The following is a 16,617-nucleotide window of genomic DNA, read 5'->3' as shown; positions in this document are numbered from 1 at the left end:
TCAATTCCACCTCTTTTGCTCTTATCTTCTTTTTGTCAATCTCAATTCTGTTAGAATTTGGAACAATCTGATTAACAAAACTCAGATCAAAATTGATTACTTTTGTAGAAATTGACTTTTTTTATGCAAATTGATCTTTCGACACTCGACCCAAAACATAATATTATCATTAAAGGAGCGCAGGTACATAATTTAAAAAATGTAGATGTTGCAATACCCCGAAATAAACTTGTTGTTATTACTGGTCTTTCAGGATCTGGTAAATCAAGTTTGGCATTTGATACCTTGTATGCCGAAGGACAGCGCCGTTATGTAGAAAGTTTATCTTCCTATGCACGTCAGTTTTTGGGACGTTTGGACAAACCGAAGGTAGAATACATTAAAGGTATTGCCCCTGCTATTGCGATTGAACAAAAGGTAAATACAACCAATGCCCGTTCTACAGTTGGAACTTCTACAGAAATATACGATTATATCAAACTTTTGTTTGCCCGAATTGGCCGTACCTATTCGCCAGTTTCCGGACAGGAAGTGAAAAAAAACACAGTTACCGATGTCATTACCGATGTGAAAGCTTTAGAACTTGACAGCAAATGGCTGCTTCTTGCTCCTATTCATCTCGAGGAAGGCAGACAGTTGGAAGACAAATTAAAAGTACTGTTGCAACAAGGGTTTGCCCGTATTTTAGTCAACAATGAAATGGTACGTCTGGACGATTTTTCACCGGCAGATCTTCATCAATTAGACAATAAGGATATATTGCTGATTATTGACCGTATCGTGGTTAAAGACGAAGAAGAATTCTACAACCGTCTGGCTGATGCTGTACAGACTGCTTTTTTTGAAGGAAAAGGCATTTGTTATTTACAGGAATTAAACTCCGATAAAAGATTCTCCTATTCTAATAATTTTGAATTGGATGGCATTACCTTTTTAGAACCCAACGTTCATTTATTCAGTTTCAATAATCCGTATGGAGCCTGCCCAGTTTGTGAAGGTTATGGAAATATTATCGGCATCGATTCCGATTTGGTCGTCCCAAATACTTCCTTATCTGTTTTCGAAAGTGCTATTTATCCCTGGAGAGGCGAAAGCATGAGCTGGTACAAAGACGAGCTGGTAAAACATGCATACAAATTTGATTTCCCGATTCACAAACCCTATTTCGAACTCTCAGAAGAACAGAAAGAGGTTTTATGGAAAGGAAACCAGTATTTTCAAGGTCTGAATGATTTTTTCAAAGAACTTGAAGAGAAAAATTATAAAATTCAAAATCGTGTCATGTTGTCCCGTTACCGCGGAAAAACAAAATGTCACGTTTGCCGTGGAAAACGTTTACGCGAAGAGGCTTCTTACGTAAAAATCAACGGAAAAACGGTTTCAGATTTAGTCGATCTGCCTATTAAACATTTGGTTACTTTTTTCAAAAACATCGATTTAAATGTTTACGAACAGCAGATTGCGAAACGATTAATGGTTGAAATCAACAACCGTTTGTCCTTTTTGACCGAAGTAGGCTTGGATTACCTGACTTTAAATCGAAACTCGGCAACACTTTCGGGAGGAGAATCACAACGTATCAATCTGGCCACTTCGCTAGGGAGCAGCCTTGTTGGATCGATGTACATCCTCGATGAACCCAGTATTGGTTTGCACCCTAAAGATTCCGAAAGGTTAATTAAGGTTTTACTATCACTACGTGATTTAGGCAATACAGTAATCGTGGTAGAACACGATGAAGACATCATGAAGGCTGCCGATATGATTATTGATATTGGTCCCGAAGCCGGAACTTTTGGTGGAAAATTAGTAGCCCAGGGCACTTATAAAGAGATTCTGCAATCGGATTCGCTTACTGCCAAATACCTGAACGGTGATTTAGAAATTTCGGTTCCAAAAAGAAGACGAAAATTCAAAAACCATATTGATATTGTCGGAGCAAGAGAGAATAACTTAAAAAATATCAATGTTACTTTTCCTTTGGACGTTTTAACTGTTGTCACCGGAGTCTCAGGAAGCGGAAAAAGTACACTGATTAAGAAGATACTCTTTCCGGCCATGCAAAAAAAGCTGGACAGTGCTGCCGAAAAAGCGGGTCAGTTTAGCGAACTAAAAGGTTCTTTTTCGCAAATCAAACATATCGAATACGTCGATCAAAATCCAATTGGAAGAAGCTCCAGATCCAATCCGGTAACGTACATCAAAGCGTACGATGATATTCGTGATTTGTATGCAAAAGAAAAATTATCCAAAATAAGAGGGTATCAGGCCAAACACTTTTCTTTTAACGTAGACGGTGGCCGATGCGAAACCTGTAAAGGAGAAGGATCTATAAATGTCGAGATGGTCTTTATGGCCGATGTTTCGCTACCCTGCGAAACCTGTGGTGGTAAACGTTTCAAAAAAGAAATTCTAGAAATCAATTTCGACGAGAAAAACATCAACGATATTCTAACCATGACTATTGATGATGCCATTGCATTTTTTGACAAAAACAAGCAAACCAAAATCACACAAAAATTACAACCTTTACAAGACGTAGGTTTGGGTTATGTGCAACTGGGGCAGTCATCTTCAACGCTTTCGGGTGGTGAAGCACAACGTATTAAACTTGCTTCCTTTTTGGTAAAAGGGGTTACAAAAGACAAGGCTTTATTTGTTTTTGACGAACCTACAACCGGTCTGCATTTTCATGATATCAAAAAATTAATGGCTTCCTTTGATGCCTTAATCGAAAAAGGGCATTCCATCATCGTAATTGAACACAATCTCGATCTTATCAAATGTGCCGACTGGATTATTGATCTGGGGCCCGAAGGTGGTGAAAATGGTGGGCATTTACTGGCCGTAGGAACTCCTGAAGACATTGTAAAAGTAAAAGAATCCGTTACCGGGATATACCTGAAAGACAAGTTATAACTCTGGTGAAATCCCAATAAAAAAAATCCAAATCTCAATACGGTTAGTTGTATTGGGATTTGGATTTTTTTAATTTCGTTTTTTAAGTTACTAAGCCACTAAACATTTTTCTTCAAAAGGAAAGCCATCCTCGTCGATGGCAACCAGTACTTTTTTCTGCTTAGAGGCTTCTATTGTCAGATAAAGCCACGCAAATGACCACAATCCCAGAGTCAGGCAAAAGATCATAAAATTTAAACTATGATTTACTACTTTTCCACCTTTAGTAAGAACAGCAAAAAGCAATTCATCATTTCGTTCTTCCAGTGTAAATCCATTATGAATTTTGTTTGATATCATATTAGAAAATACTTGCAAACTTTGTTCTTGGCTGAGTCGACCGTTCTTCATAATAATCCGTTAAAAATTAATCCAAATACTACTACAATTACTCCACAAATTATAAATTCTCAAAAAAGCATTCTAATTTATTAAACACCGCAAAGTACACTTTTATTGTCATCAGTCCGATATCATTAACTTATAACGCAAAGTGTTGTCATATTCTTAGCTAAAGTTAAATTTTATAAAATTAACCACAAAATGAAAAACTGTTAAAATTTTAAGACTACTCACAGAGTATCAATCCCTTACCTCGAAATCTCTATATTCTCTTGCCTCTATTCTCTATTTTTCATTCTTAACCTTAAAAGAAGGCGTTTCATAATCCTTCTTCAGGTAACTCTCCGGAATTGTTGTGGTATTCCCGTCTCGCAGTGCGTTGTAATGCGGAGACATGATTTCGATTCCGGCCGCGTTAAAGGTGTCCTGAATGTTTTGATGCAGAGAGGAGTAAATAAGAGGTTGTTTCGTAGGCATTTTGGTATAGACATTAATCTGGTACGAAACATAAAAGTCATCCAGACTGGTTTGCAGGACAAAAGGAGCCGGCGTCTGCTCTGTCATATCTGTTTTTAAAGCCGCTTCGATCAGTGCTTTATAAATGTCTTTCCACGGTACATCATAACCAATTGTAACGGTTGTATGAATTAACAAGCCGTTATTCACCTCTTTGGTATTGGCCGAAAAGTTGGTAGAAGTACTCGACAAAACGGTCGCATTGGGAATGGTAATATCCTCAAATTTAGGTGTTCTGACACGGGTAACCAATGCTGTTTTCTCAATCACTTCCCCACTTACATCACCAATCTTAATAAAATCTCCAATTTTAAAAGGACGCATATAGGTAATTACTAATCCTGCAACCATATTGGCTATGGCATTGGATGATCCCAGAGAAAATAAAATCCCCACAAAAACCGAAACCCCTTTGAATATAGGAGAATCCGAACCTGGTAAATACGGAAATATGACAACCAGCATAAAAGCCAGCATTAAAAAGCGAATGATATTAAAAGTCGGCATCGCCCAGTCACTATAGAAACCATCAATTTTAATATTCTCTTTTTTAATTTCATCAAAAAAGAATTTGATCACTCTTATCGCATATTTAAAAATGATTAGAATAACAACAATGGTAACCAAACTTGGCAGGAAGCCAACAAAGCCCATAACCGCAAGTTTTGCCGGCGAAAGAATCCAACGCAATAAAGTGGTCGTATAAGCTTCTGTAGCAGGGAAAATACTAAACAATAAGGGTAATGAAAGGTATACGATTAAAATCAGCGTAATAGCCTTAATAACACCATACAATCGCATTAGTAAAAACTGTTGCTTTTGAGGCGAAAGAATACTGATGCTATTGTACTTGAAACCTTTAAAATACCGGTCGCTATTTTTTAGGATGTAGAGTTTTACTCTGTTGAAAATTTTGCCGACAAAGTACAAAACAAAACCAATAATCAAAACCAACAGTGCGGTATACCCAAGCCTTTTTGGAAGCATCGAATAATTGTCATTCTGATACACAATAGCTCTTTTGATCAGATTTAAATTTCGCTTTGCGATAAAATCTGCCGTTTGATTTTCAGCTTTTCCATCCACATCTAAAACAGACATGATTACAAAATCATTATTGTAGACGATATCCTGGGAAATATCTGAAGGCACAAGGGCAATAGAATCTGCTACAAAAAAAGAATCTTCGTACAGCTTCTTTATTTTTTCTGTAATGGCATTTGCCCTGCTTTCGGGCGAAAAAGAACCTACTTTATTGTACACATAAAAAAGTGTGTCTTTAAAAGGTTTTACAGGATAACCTTTCGGTTTTACTTCCTTAACGGCTATTTTGGGGGTTTGAGAACTGTCTTTCTGAGCAAAAGCCAGTGAAGAAAACAAAGCAATAAAAACTGTTAAAAAACAAAGTATTTTATTTTTCATATACTGTCAGCAATAAGTTGGTTAACCTTTCTAACAAATATAAAAACAAAACAGCTTCAATTGTAAATTACTTTTGCTTTCTCTGTAAAAATCGCATTACATTTTTATTCCTATCTTTTTCAAAATAGTATCGATTACTTTATTGATCTCAGGAGAGATCGCAAACTTATAATTTAAATAAACATATAAAATGGTTACTAAAATTGATTTCAATGCAATACTAATCAATTGATAAAAAGGAAACTCCCAAAAGTAAAACAATAAAAATAATGCAAATGTAATTAACATCGAATATATTGTCTGAATCGTAAAAGGATACAAATGAAGCCTTTTAACCACAAAAAGCAGTTTGGCCAGACTATATAAAGTAATCGATAATAAAGTAGCAAAAGCAGATCCGAAGATTCCAAAAATTGGAATAAAGATCATGTTTAAAATTACGGTCAACGCAACCAGCATTAATCCTAAATACAATACCATACGGTAATATTTAGTATTAAAAATAATCGCATTATTGTTTCCTAAAATTAAATCAAAGTATTTAGACAAGCCAATCATAAATACAACTGCAATTCCACCGCTGTATTCTTTGGGAACCAACTCGTATAACTGACCGATATTTACAAATATGCAAAGCATTACAAAACCACCCACAATCTGCAGGTTTATTGACGTTTTTTTGTAAAGCTGGTTCAACTCATCATGTTTGTTGTCATGCATTAATTTTGCCGTAATGGGGTATACAATCTGATGCATGGCACGACTTGGAACCGAAATAACCAAAGCAATATAGGTAGCCACAGAATAGAAAGCAATATTTTCAATCTGCATATATTGATTTAAGATCATTTTATCGCCATCCAAAAGCAAATTGGCAACACTTCCGGACAAGATAATATAAAAAGTATATACTAATATATCTTTTGTATTTGCCGGTATTGTAAACTGAAAAGTTGGTTTCTGAATACTAAATGCATACAGCATGGTTATCAGGAATGCTAAAAAATATAAAATTGCTGTTGCATACACAAAACCTTCTACGCTAAGCCAATTGTAGTAAACACCTATTAATAGAAATAATGAAAACAATCGTAAGCCCACTTCCTTTACAAAGTTTCCAAAAACAGAATGCATATTTACCCGCAACCAGGCATAAAAAATTTCAAAATAGGCCATACACAATCCGATAAAAGGTATTAACCAAATATAACTTCTTACAATCGCATTCTTTTTTGACAAAAAGAACAGAATCTCATCATAAAAAACAAGACCTATCAGTAAAAGTGGAATTATTAATAGCAGAGGAAACAAAACCGTAAAGGATAGAAAACGGGATTTTTCTTCCTCCGTTTGATATTGCGAATAAAATTTAACCAAGGTATTTTGCATTCCAATCGCAAACAAAGGCATAATCACATTGGCACAAGAAGTCACATAATTAGTTAAGCCATAAAAAGTTGCACCCAAAAAAACAGGATACAAATAAAGTGTATTAATGGCTCCAATACCGAAACCTATGTAAGTGATAATTGTATTTTTAAAAGACTGATTTAAAACAATACCCATTGTAAATTTTTGATTGCAGATTTTAGATTGCAGATTGTTTATCGAAATTTAGCCCCAAATTCACAACCACCAACACATAATTTATAACTTATTAACCAGCTCCGCTAACTGTTTTGTTAGATTTTTTCTGGAATATTGTTGCAAACCAACACCGTTAGCCTGTAACTTACCCTCCAGAAACTGATTATAAAAGTCCAAAAGTACACTTTTTAACTTCGCTTTTTCAGAATAGTCAAAAAATACTCCTGTATTCGTTTCTTTTATAATATCGGCAAAATCAGAACCCTGAGGTCCTATGGCTACTATTGGGCGATTAGACACCATGTATTCGAATAATTTACCCGGAATTATACTTTTAGTATCTTCCGAATTAATCTCGATTAAAAGCAAAACCTGTGATTTCTTTTGATGAGCAATTGCCTCATGATGCGAAACATATCCCAAAAGATTCAGATAAGCATTCAAATTAAACTCCCCAATAGCATCTAATACTTCCTGACTAACTGCTCCGATCAGTTTAATTTCTAAATGTGTTTTAAAATCCGGAATTTCCTGAAGTAATTCTACCAGACATTCCCATAAAAACGGAGGATTTCTATCGGATAAGAAAGATCCAATGTGCGCCAAAGTAAATTTAACATCCAAAGTCTGTTTCTCCACATTTTCGATATCATAACCGTTTGTAATCACCGAAATTGGCTTATTGGTGATGGCTTCAAACTCTGTTTTCGTAGTTTTACTCGTAACAATAATGCTATCAGCACTATTCAGTACTTTATGCTCGAGATTTTTATGCTTTTTAGCGGCATAATCAGACAGGCGCAATGCCTTGTGGTATCCAATTGTAGTCCAGGGATCACGGAAATCAGCAAACCATTTTACATTTAGTTTTTCTTTTAATTCTAAACCTATTAAATGCAAACTGTGCGGTGGCCCTGAAGTCACTATGGTATCTATATTGTTTTCTTTGATGTATTTTTCGAGATAAGCCACAGAAGACTTTACCCAGAAAACACGGGCATCCGGAATAAATAAATTCCCTCTTACCCAAAGAAAGGTTTTATCTAAGAAGGTTTGTTTTTTCTTGTGCGGAAAGATTCCGGAACTAATTTTCTTGGTTTTATTCTTCGAAAAAACGGAAGCCAGCTGATAAGGTTCCCAAATTTTATTTTTAAGAACAATTACTTTATCCGAAATTTCACTTACCAATCCTTCATCTACAATTGGATAAGTTGGGTTTTCAGGAACATAAACAATTGGTTGAACACCGAATTCCGGCAAGTACTTTACAAATTTTAACCAACGCTGTACACCAGGACCTCCGGCTGGTGGAAAATAATAGGTAATGATTAAGAGTTTTTTTTGTTCCATTAATTTTTTTTCGGTTTCACAGAGTTTCACCAAGTTTTCACCAAGTCTCACAAAGATCTTTAAATTATTTTAGCGTATCTCCATGATTTTTTTGTGAATCTTTGCGAAAGAACTTTTCGAAATAAACCCCTCCAATTAAAAGCAGTAAGATTCCAATTGAACTTGCCAATGCAATTCTGCTTCCTGTTTTTACAACCTGAGGTTCAAATTTAAATTCGATTGTATGTTGACCACCCGGAATTTCCATGGCTCTCAAAACATAATCAACCGGAAAGTGATTGGTCAATTGGCCATCAATATAGGCATTCCATCCATTTTTGTAATAAATCTCAGAAAAAACAGCCAAACCGTCTTTTCCGTTATTCGATTTGTATTTGATATAATTAGGCTTGTACTGTACTACCTGAATGGTTCCTGTTGTATCCCATTGCTTTTTCATTCGGGCATTTTCGAATTTGCTTTCATGTTCGTGAACATTGAAAACTGCCACCGTTTTAGTGTCAATATGATCCAGCGCTTTCATTACATCATCCGGCTTGTTTACCAATTTTACCGTACTTACAAACCAAGCATTTCCGTTTGCGTTTGGATTTATTGTCGGGAATTCTTTTCCTTCTTTATCGGTTTGAATGATATACTTTACATTTAACATGTCTAAAACTTCGACATTGTTTTTGGCAATCTGATAGTCAAATAACTGCTGTATTCTTCTTGGTTTTGCAGCATGATATCCTCCCAACGAGTGGTGGAAATAAGAAGCACGTGCACTAGACATGTTACCATTTACTTCAAAAACCCTGTAATGTGTAGTATCTTTTAAAATCTGAGCATCAGAAGGTGTTTCCTGAAATGGTGCTGCAATTTGTACCGGACTCACAAAATCTTTGGCCGAAACATATTTTTTATCCACAAAAAACAAATCAAAAATCATTAAAAGACCAACGATAATCAAAGTCGTATTTTGAGCTAATTTATTTTTGATAAACAACCACAAGATTCCAAAAGTAACCACTATAAAAAAGCCTGATCTCAATAAATCAGCAGAATATAAACTCTTTCTGTCTTCTTTCAAAGCATCTACAAAAGCAGGTCCGTAACTTTCTAAGAAGTAATTATCACTGCTTCCTGTAAAATGAAACATGCTTTTAGCGAAAACTAAAATCACAATAACGCCTAATCCAAAAACTCCTGTTTGCACCAGTGCTTTTTGTTGCAATTTAGGCTCTTCTTTGGCTTTAAAAAACGATTGTAATCCCATAACAGCCAAAACAGGGAAACACAATTCAAGAATAACCTGAATCGATGACACCGCTCTAAACTTATCATACATTGGAACGTAATCGATAAAAAAGTCTGTCAAAAACGAAAAGTTTTTCCCCCAGGAAAGTACTAATGAAAATAATGCTCCGGTAAGAAATACGTATTTTATTTTTCGATCATCAATAAACAGCGCTAAAACGGCCAAAAAGAAAACCACAACTCCAATATAGGCAGGCGCCGCAACAATAGGCTGATCTCCCCAATACGTTGGCATTCCGGACACAAAATCCTGTGCTTGTTCAGAAGGTACTCCCTGCTCTATCATAAACGAATACATACGGCTGTCTGTCCCTACATTTTCATGATTAGAACCACCAAAAAGTCTTGGTGCGATTAGGTTGAAACTCTCCGCAATTCCGTAACTGTACTCCGTAATATATTCACGGCTCAAAGCATTTTCATTCGTCTTTTTAGAACCGTCAGGATTGAAAGTCAATTCGCTGTTGCTACGGGTACTAAACTTAGCATATTCGCTGGTCGCCAACAAATTAGTAGCATTGGCACCAATAGCAAAAATTCCGGCCACAGCCAAAACCCCCATTGCAGTTAAAAGCGGTTTAAATTGTTTTTCTTTAATGAAAGTAAACGCAAAATAAGCGGAAAGGATCAATAAGAAAATCAATAAATAATAAGTCATTTGAAAGTGGTTGGCATTAACTTCTAATGCAACCGCAAACATGGTGAGCAAACCTCCCCATATGTACTTTTTCTGAAAAACCATTATAAATCCGGCAATAACAAGCGGCATATAAGCAATAGCATGCGCTTTTGCATTATGTCCAACGCCCAGAATGATAATTAAGTAAGTCGAAAAACCAAAGGCAAGCGCCCCGATAAATGCTTTTAAAGGATCTGTTTTTAAAACTAACAGCAAACCGTAAAATCCTAAGAAATACAGAAATAAGTAATCGGCAGGACGAGGCAGAAAACGTAAAACATCGTCTAATTTCCCTACAAAATCATTTGGATAATTTGCTCCTAACTGATAGGTTGGCATACCTCCAAACGCAGAATTTGTCCAATAAGGTTCAGCATGTTCTGCTGCTCTAAAATCGTTTTGCTCTTTAGCCATTCCGGTATATTGAGCAATATCCGACTGGAAAATTTGTTTTCCTTGTAAAACTGGATAAAAATAAATTAAAGAAACGAGGATAAAGCCCAGGATAACAAGGGCATGCGGATAGAACTTATTTACTATTTTCAATTTAGGCTGGTTTGGGTTAAATGATGAATCCTATAAATCTAGGTCACAAATTTAATCTATTTCTTCGTAATCAACATAGTCGCCCACCTTTTTGGTTTCGCGGGATTTTTTTACATTGGCTGTATCGATTATAATTTCATCATTATTCGTACGTGTTTTTTGCCATGTATTATCCTGACTATATTGTTGTTGTCTCTGAAAATTCTCCCCAGCTTTTTCCACTGCTTTCTTCACCAATACCGGTAAAAAGATTCGTGCTAAAAATTTAAAAATATAATAAAACGCAATGATCCACATTATCGTTTTAAACAGATTTACAAAAGATGCTTCTTGCATGATCATATAATTTTTTTCCAAAATTAATAAATCCATTGTTTAAAATTAAAATATCAATCTTAAATAAATAATAAAATATAGTACATTTGAAATGCGTTATTACTTTTTAATTCAAAAACACGTGTATGTTAAAAAATAAAACCTTTTTTATTGCCGCTCTTTGTTTATTCCCACAATTATTTTTCGCGCAGTATACTGACGTCATCAACTCAAACCGTCCGGGTGAAACGATGTCTGCTTATGCGGTTGGAAAATCAGTTATACAGGCAGAACTTGGTGTATATGGCATCAAAGAAAAACACAATCTGCTGGATTATGATGCAAGTGGTTTTGGTACCGATCTGACGATTCGTTACGGGGCTTTTTTAGAAAAACTGGAGTTTATTGTGGATTTGCAATACCAAATGGCGAATTTTGACACTCCCTATACAAGCTACAAAAAAAACAATTTCAAACAAACGGTTTTAGGAGCCAAATATCTGATCTACGATCCATATAAAAATTACAAGAAAGAAGCCAACATCTACAGTTACAAAGCCAATCACAGCTTTAACTGGCACGAGTTAATTCCTGCTGTTTCTGTTTTTGCAGGAGCCAATTTTGTGGGGGCTGACAATCCTTATGCTTTTGGCTCGCATTCATCATACTCCTCCGTAGAAGGCAGTATTTCTCCAAAAGTGATGTTGATCACTCAAAACCTTTTTGGTGGCGGAAAATGGGTTTTTGTAACCAATATTATTGCCGATTATATTTCAACAGACTACCCGAGCTACGGCTATGTGCTTACACTTACACACGGGTTTAACGATAAATGGTCCGGTTTTGTCGAAAATCAGGGTTATAAAAGTGATTTATACAGCGATGCCATTGCTCGTGGGGGAGCAGCTTACCTTATTAACCCGAACCTTCAGGTTGATGCCTCTGTAAGTACCAATTTCAAGAACACACCTTCTATATTTTATGGAGGAGTTGGTGTTTCCTGGCGTTATGACGGAAGTTATAAAGAAAATCAACTACAATCTAAACGAGAGGAAAGAGCCAAAAAGAATAAAGACAACAAAATGGAGCAAAGAGAAATAGATTACCAGGCAAAAGAACGAAAACGCAAATCGAAATACGAATAATTCAAATTCATCTCGTCATTGCTACAAAATTATCCTTAGTTTTGTCCTATTCCATTTTCAAGTTTTACCACAGCAAAAGTGCTTAGATCAAATAGTTGACCTAAGCACTTTTGACATACTACCACCTTTTTAAACTACAAACAAACTCTTTCTCCCGTTAGCTTAGGTAAATCATTATACACCTAACCTACCCCGTTTGCCTATTTTTCTAAAAACAAAAATTGACTATCTATTAAAAGTAAGAAAAAAGATATTTTTTATAATTATATTATAAATAAAAGATTACATTTGAAATATAATTAATCTTTGCACTATGAAACCTTATAAGCCATTCAATTGGGGTAGATTAAAATTCTTATCTACCCTATTTACATTAGCATTAGCTACTACAAAGCTCACTTGTTTTGGTATCTCGTTGCGAATAATATTTAAATAATCATGACGAAAATAAATTACACTTTACTGATACTGCTTATTAGCTGTTTGTCTGTAGCGTCGCAAAACACAGGTGTAGAAAAAGACATTTACAACCTACAAACCGGCTTTCTGGGAATATGGCTCAATCATGAACATCGACTACTCAATCAAATAAGTTTACGAAGCGAAATTGGTTTTGATGGTGGTTTTTACGCATGCTCCGGCTGCAGGACAGAATACGTATTAACTCCCGCAATCACTCTGGAACCAAGATGGTATTACAACATCAATAAACGGAATGCTAAAAATAAAAAATCAAATAACAGCGCTAATTTCGTTACTTTAGGGATTGACTACCATCCTAATTGGTTTGTTATTTCAAATTATGACAATGTCTTTGTTCCCAACCAAGTTGCTATAATCCCAAAATGGGGAATTAGGCGAAATATTGGAAATAGTAATTTCAATTATGAAGCAGGCATTGGAATTGGGCGTAGATTTTATCTGGATAAAAATTTTTCAGACACTGCCGCCGACCTTCACCTCCGTATTGGTTATACTTTCAAATGACTTCTCAAACCCATTAATCAGGGCTTTTTTTACACAATTCTTTTTTGTTAAATCAAAGATGGCTATATTCGTTTCTGAAATGACACGATCTAATTTAAAGCAACATTCTTAACAAAGAAAATCTTAATGATTACAATTAAAGAAGCCATAACCAAAAAGGAACTAACCGACTATATCAAATTTCCGTTTTCACTCTATAAAGACAATCCTTACTGGGTTCCGCCTATTGTTGCAGATGAACTGGAATCTTTTGACAAAACTAAAAACCCCGCTTTTGAAAATGCCGAAGCCTATTTTTATCTGGCTTATAAAGGCAATGAGATCGTAGGACGCGTTACTGCCATTATCAATTGGTCGGAAGTAAACGACCAGCAGAAAAGAAAAGTTCGTTTTGGATGGTTTGATGCAATCGATGATATCGAAGTTACAAAAGCACTACTTGATAAAGTGTATGAATTAGGAAGACAACATAATCTGGAACACGTTGAAGGACCAATGGGATTTTCGAATTTAGACAAAGTTGGAGTCCTAACGGACGGTTATGATCAGTTGGGAACCATGATTACGTGGTACAATCACCCCTATTATGTGACACATTTTGAGCAGTTGGGTTTTCAGGTTGAAAAAGAATACCTCGAAAGCATCTTTCCTTTTTCAAACGTAAAACCTGAATTCTTCCTTAAAGCACAAGAGCTCATCAAGAAAAGATATGGCTTACGCGCACTGACTTTTACCAAAACAAAAGACATTATGCCACACGTAGACAAAATGTTTGATTTGTTTAATGATTCGTACGCCAAATTGGCTTCGTTTGTAGCAATTTCGGATGTTCAGAAGGAATATTTCAAAAAAAAATACATCAGTTTTATCAATCCGGAGTACATCAAATTTGTGGTTGACAAGGAAGATAATCTGGTTGCCTTTAGTATTGTGATGCCTAGTTTCTCTCAGGCTTTACAGAAAGCAAAAGGAAAATTATTTCCGTTCGGATTTATTCATTTACTGAGAGCCCGTAAAAAAAGCAAGGATGTCGTTTTTTACCTGATCGGAGTTCATCCGGAATATCAAAACAAAGGAGTTACCGCTATTATTTTTGACGAATACTATAAAACTTTTTCCGAAAAAGGAATTCAGAACTGCATCAGAACTCCTGAACTAGCAGATAATACAGCCATACATTTACTTTGGAAAAACTTTGACCCAAAAGTGCACTGCCAGAGAAAAACGTATTTAAAATATCTTTAAATAACGTTCCGCTTCTACAAAAGCGTACCGTTTTACCGCAATAAAAAATCCATTCGCAATAACGAATGGATTTTTTTACTAATGCTAGCAGAACTTACTCTACTTTACAATCTACTTTTGTCAGGACGTTTTTCTGATCAAATTTTAATTGCTTTTTATCTTTAAAAGAAAATTTTCCATTGGCTTCCATTACATCTCCGTAGCCTTCTATAAAAGTCCCGTCCTTTTTCAAAAACGCAACTTCTCTGACAGAGGAAACGCCTTCAGACATAAAAGTATAATCTGCAATTAGTGTATCTCCTTTCATATTTCCAATCAAAGTCCCTTCGTTTTTATCTTTCCCTGATAGGTTATAACTCAATTTCCCATTTACTTCCTGATGAGAATTCACATTAAAACTCATCTCCGTAACGCTATTTTGGGTTCTTGAAGCATAACACTGATCTCCAGCCGGTTCAGCAACTTCGGCTTCTTTTGGCGGACTCGGTGCAATTTGTACCGGATCGGTATCGGTCGTTTTCTTGCAGGAAATAAAAACAGCGAACATTATCATGGATATTACTATTACTTTTTTCATAACTCTTATTTTACTGATTTTGAATGATAAAAGTACCCCAAATAAAAAAAATCCACTCGTATAACGAATGGATTCTTTTATATAATTCCCATATCAGGAATTTATTTCTTTAAAGTTTACGAAACATCAACTGTAGTACGCTCCGCAATTTCTTTATAAGTTCCGTTAACTAATTTCTCACGAATCGCTTCAAAAGCAGTTAAGGTTTCATCGATATCTGCTAATGTATGAGAAGCTGTTGGAATCATTCTCAACAAAATAATCCCTTTTGGAATTACCGGATATACCACAATAGAAAGGAAAATACCATAATTCTCTCTTAAATCATTCACCATTACCATAGCTTCAGGAATACTTCCTTCCAAGTAAACCGGAGTGATACAAGTATTGGTATCTCCAATATTAAATCCTTTTTCTCTTAAACCGTTTTGCAATGCGTTTACATTCTCCCAAAGTTTATCTTTGATTTCAGATGAATTACGCAACAATTCCAAACGTTTCAGTGAACCAATTGTTTGGATCATTGGCAATGCTTTAGCAAACATTTGCGAACGCAAGTTGTATTTTAAGTAATCAATTACGGTTTTATCTGCTGCTACAAAAGCTCCGATATTAGCCATAGATTTTGCAAAAGTCGAGAAGTAAACATCAATATCATCCTGAACTCCTTGCTCCTCACCTGCTCCGGCCCCTGTTTTACCAAGTGTACCAAAACCGTGTGCATCATCTACTAACAAACGGAAATTGTATTTTTGTTTCATTGCAACAATTTCTTTCAATTTTCCTTGTTGCCCGCGCATTCCAAAAACACCTTCGGTAATAAATAAAATACCTCCACCTGTTTCCTCAGCCATTTTTGTAGCACGTTGCAGGTTTTTCTCCATACTTTCAAGATCATTATGCTTGTAAGTAAAACGTTTTCCCATGTGCAAACGAACACCATCAATGATACAGGCATGAGAATCAACATCATAAACAATGATATCGTTTTTAGTAACCAATGCATCTATAATAGAAACCATTCCCTGGTATCCAAAATTCAATAAATAAGCTGATTCTTTCATTACAAAAGCAGCCAATTCTTCTTCTAACTGTTCGTGGTATTTTGTATGTCCCGACATCATACGAGCTCCCATTGGGTAAGCAGCTCCAAACTGAATTGCAGCATCTGTATCTGCCTGACGAACTTCTGGATGATTCGCTAAACCCAGGTAATCATTTAAACTCCAGTTTAGAATATTCTTTCCGTGAAATGTCATTCTTGGTCCTAACTCTCCTTCTAACTTTGGGAAAACATAATAACCTTCTGCCTGAGAAGCCCATTTCCCTAATGGTCCTTTATTGTCCTGAATTCTTTCGAATAAATCTTTTACCATAATATATTGTGTAGTACTATTTTTATTTTATACAGGGTGCAAAAATAAATATTTATTCTGTGCTATCATAATAATTTAAAAATGATTATGACCAAAATTGCTCTTTGACAATTTTTCACCACAAAACTATCAAACACATACTACTTTTCCTAATAAACAAGCCTGTGATTCAAAAATACTGCAATTTATACCAGTTATAAATTCAGCGAAAAAAGCCCAAATCATTTTATTTTTACTAATTTTAAAGAGCATTTTAAAAAATGAATTACAAAT

12 protein-coding genes are annotated in these 16,617 nt (G+C 35.4%); 4 read left to right on the top strand and 8 right to left on the bottom strand.

Translation table 11 applies throughout. The annotated features are described in order from the left end of the window. Positions 1 to 123: 123 nt before the first annotated feature. Positions 124 to 2,919 (top strand): excinuclease ABC subunit UvrA, encoded by a 2,796-nt coding sequence (uvrA, locus tag OLM61_RS14855; protein WP_264523417.1) that lies wholly within the window; start codon positions 124 to 126, stop codon positions 2,917 to 2,919. A gap of 90 nt (positions 2,920 to 3,009) precedes the next feature. Here uvrA and OLM61_RS14850 read toward each other — a convergent pair whose 3' ends face one another. From OLM61_RS14850 to OLM61_RS14825, 6 genes are all read right to left on the bottom strand, one after another. Beyond that, positions 3,010 to 3,258: a hypothetical protein gene (locus OLM61_RS14850; RefSeq protein WP_264523416.1), complete on the bottom strand. Its 249-nt coding sequence runs from the start codon at positions 3,256 to 3,258 to the stop codon at positions 3,010 to 3,012. 327 nt (positions 3,259 to 3,585) lie between these two features. Further along, entirely contained in the window at positions 3,586 to 5,238 is a 1,653-nt protein-coding gene (locus OLM61_RS14845; protein ID WP_264523415.1) for a mechanosensitive ion channel family protein, read from the bottom strand. A gap of 96 nt (positions 5,239 to 5,334) precedes the next feature. Next, a complete protein-coding gene (locus OLM61_RS14840) occupies positions 5,335 to 6,804 on the bottom strand; it encodes a lipopolysaccharide biosynthesis protein (RefSeq protein ID WP_264523414.1) in 1,470 nt (489 codons plus the stop codon). Between the two features lie 81 nt (positions 6,805 to 6,885). Further along, positions 6,886 to 8,175 carry a glycosyltransferase family 4 protein gene (locus OLM61_RS14835; protein ID WP_264523413.1) on the bottom strand — a complete coding sequence of 430 codons (1,290 nt, stop codon included), beginning with the start codon at positions 8,173 to 8,175 and terminating at the stop codon, positions 6,886 to 6,888. 64 nt (positions 8,176 to 8,239) lie between these two features. Next, positions 8,240 to 10,699, bottom strand: a complete 2,460-nt coding sequence (locus OLM61_RS14830; protein ID WP_264523412.1) for a YfhO family protein — start codon at positions 10,697 to 10,699, stop codon at positions 8,240 to 8,242. Positions 10,700 to 10,750: 51 nt separating this feature from the next. Next, the gene (locus OLM61_RS14825) at positions 10,751 to 11,071 is read right to left on the bottom strand and encodes a DUF4834 family protein (RefSeq protein WP_264523411.1); all 321 of its coding nucleotides are present in this window, start codon (positions 11,069 to 11,071) and stop codon (positions 10,751 to 10,753) included. An 89-nt stretch (positions 11,072 to 11,160) separates the two neighbouring features. Between OLM61_RS14825 and OLM61_RS14820 the strand changes: the two genes are divergently transcribed. The 3 genes from OLM61_RS14820 (at position 11,161) to OLM61_RS14810 (ending at position 14,391) form a co-directional block, all read left to right on the top strand. Continuing rightward, on the top strand, positions 11,161 to 12,159 hold the full coding sequence (locus OLM61_RS14820; protein ID WP_264523410.1) for a transporter: 999 nt from the start codon (positions 11,161 to 11,163) through the stop codon (positions 12,157 to 12,159). A gap of 438 nt (positions 12,160 to 12,597) precedes the next feature. Continuing rightward, positions 12,598 to 13,146 (top strand): hypothetical protein, encoded by a 549-nt coding sequence (locus OLM61_RS14815; protein ID WP_264523409.1) that lies wholly within the window; start codon positions 12,598 to 12,600, stop codon positions 13,144 to 13,146. 126 nt (positions 13,147 to 13,272) lie between these two features. Beyond that, on the top strand, positions 13,273 to 14,391 hold the full coding sequence (locus tag OLM61_RS14810; RefSeq protein ID WP_264523408.1) for a GTP cyclohydrolase: 1,119 nt from the start codon (positions 13,273 to 13,275) through the stop codon (positions 14,389 to 14,391). Positions 14,392 to 14,485: 94 nt separating this feature from the next. On the opposite strand, the gene OLM61_RS14805 is transcribed toward OLM61_RS14810, so the two are convergent. Both OLM61_RS14805 and OLM61_RS14800 read right to left on the bottom strand, forming a co-directional pair. Next, positions 14,486 to 14,968: a hypothetical protein gene (locus tag OLM61_RS14805; RefSeq protein ID WP_264523407.1), complete on the bottom strand. Its 483-nt coding sequence runs from the start codon at positions 14,966 to 14,968 to the stop codon at positions 14,486 to 14,488. Positions 14,969 to 15,084: 116 nt separating this feature from the next. Then, entirely contained in the window at positions 15,085 to 16,344 is a 1,260-nt protein-coding gene (locus OLM61_RS14800; protein WP_264523406.1) for an aminotransferase class I/II-fold pyridoxal phosphate-dependent enzyme, read from the bottom strand. Positions 16,345 to 16,617 lie beyond the last annotated feature (273 nt).

It is taken from the genome of Flavobacterium sp. N502536, from assembly GCF_025947345.1.
GTDB lineage: Bacteria > Bacteroidota > Bacteroidia > Flavobacteriales > Flavobacteriaceae > Flavobacterium.
Note: the sequence above shows the minus strand (reverse complement) of the source record. Positions and strands in the feature narration are given on the sequence as shown.

Excerpts from the sequence above, each read along its gene's own strand:
- uvrA (WP_264523417.1), top strand. The coding sequence starts at position 124 with ATGCAAATTGATCTTTCGACACTCGACCCAAAACATAATATTATCATT.
- OLM61_RS14850 (WP_264523416.1), bottom strand. The coding sequence starts at position 3,258 with ATGATATCAAACAAAATTCATAATGGATTTACACTGGAAGAACGAAAT.
- OLM61_RS14845 (WP_264523415.1), bottom strand. The coding sequence starts at position 5,238 with ATGAAAAATAAAATACTTTGTTTTTTAACAGTTTTTATTGCTTTGTTT.
- OLM61_RS14840 (WP_264523414.1), bottom strand. The coding sequence starts at position 6,804 with ATGGGTATTGTTTTAAATCAGTCTTTTAAAAATACAATTATCACTTAC.
- OLM61_RS14835 (WP_264523413.1), bottom strand. The coding sequence starts at position 8,175 with ATGGAACAAAAAAAACTCTTAATCATTACCTATTATTTTCCACCAGCC.
- OLM61_RS14825 (WP_264523411.1), bottom strand. The coding sequence starts at position 11,071 with ATGGATTTATTAATTTTGGAAAAAAATTATATGATCATGCAAGAAGCA.
- OLM61_RS14820 (WP_264523410.1), top strand. The coding sequence starts at position 11,161 with ATGTTAAAAAATAAAACCTTTTTTATTGCCGCTCTTTGTTTATTCCCA.
- OLM61_RS14815 (WP_264523409.1), top strand. The coding sequence starts at position 12,598 with ATGACGAAAATAAATTACACTTTACTGATACTGCTTATTAGCTGTTTG.
- OLM61_RS14810 (WP_264523408.1), top strand. The coding sequence starts at position 13,273 with ATGATTACAATTAAAGAAGCCATAACCAAAAAGGAACTAACCGACTAT.
- OLM61_RS14805 (WP_264523407.1), bottom strand. The coding sequence starts at position 14,968 with ATGAAAAAAGTAATAGTAATATCCATGATAATGTTCGCTGTTTTTATT.
- OLM61_RS14800 (WP_264523406.1), bottom strand. The coding sequence starts at position 16,344 with ATGGTAAAAGATTTATTCGAAAGAATTCAGGACAATAAAGGACCATTA.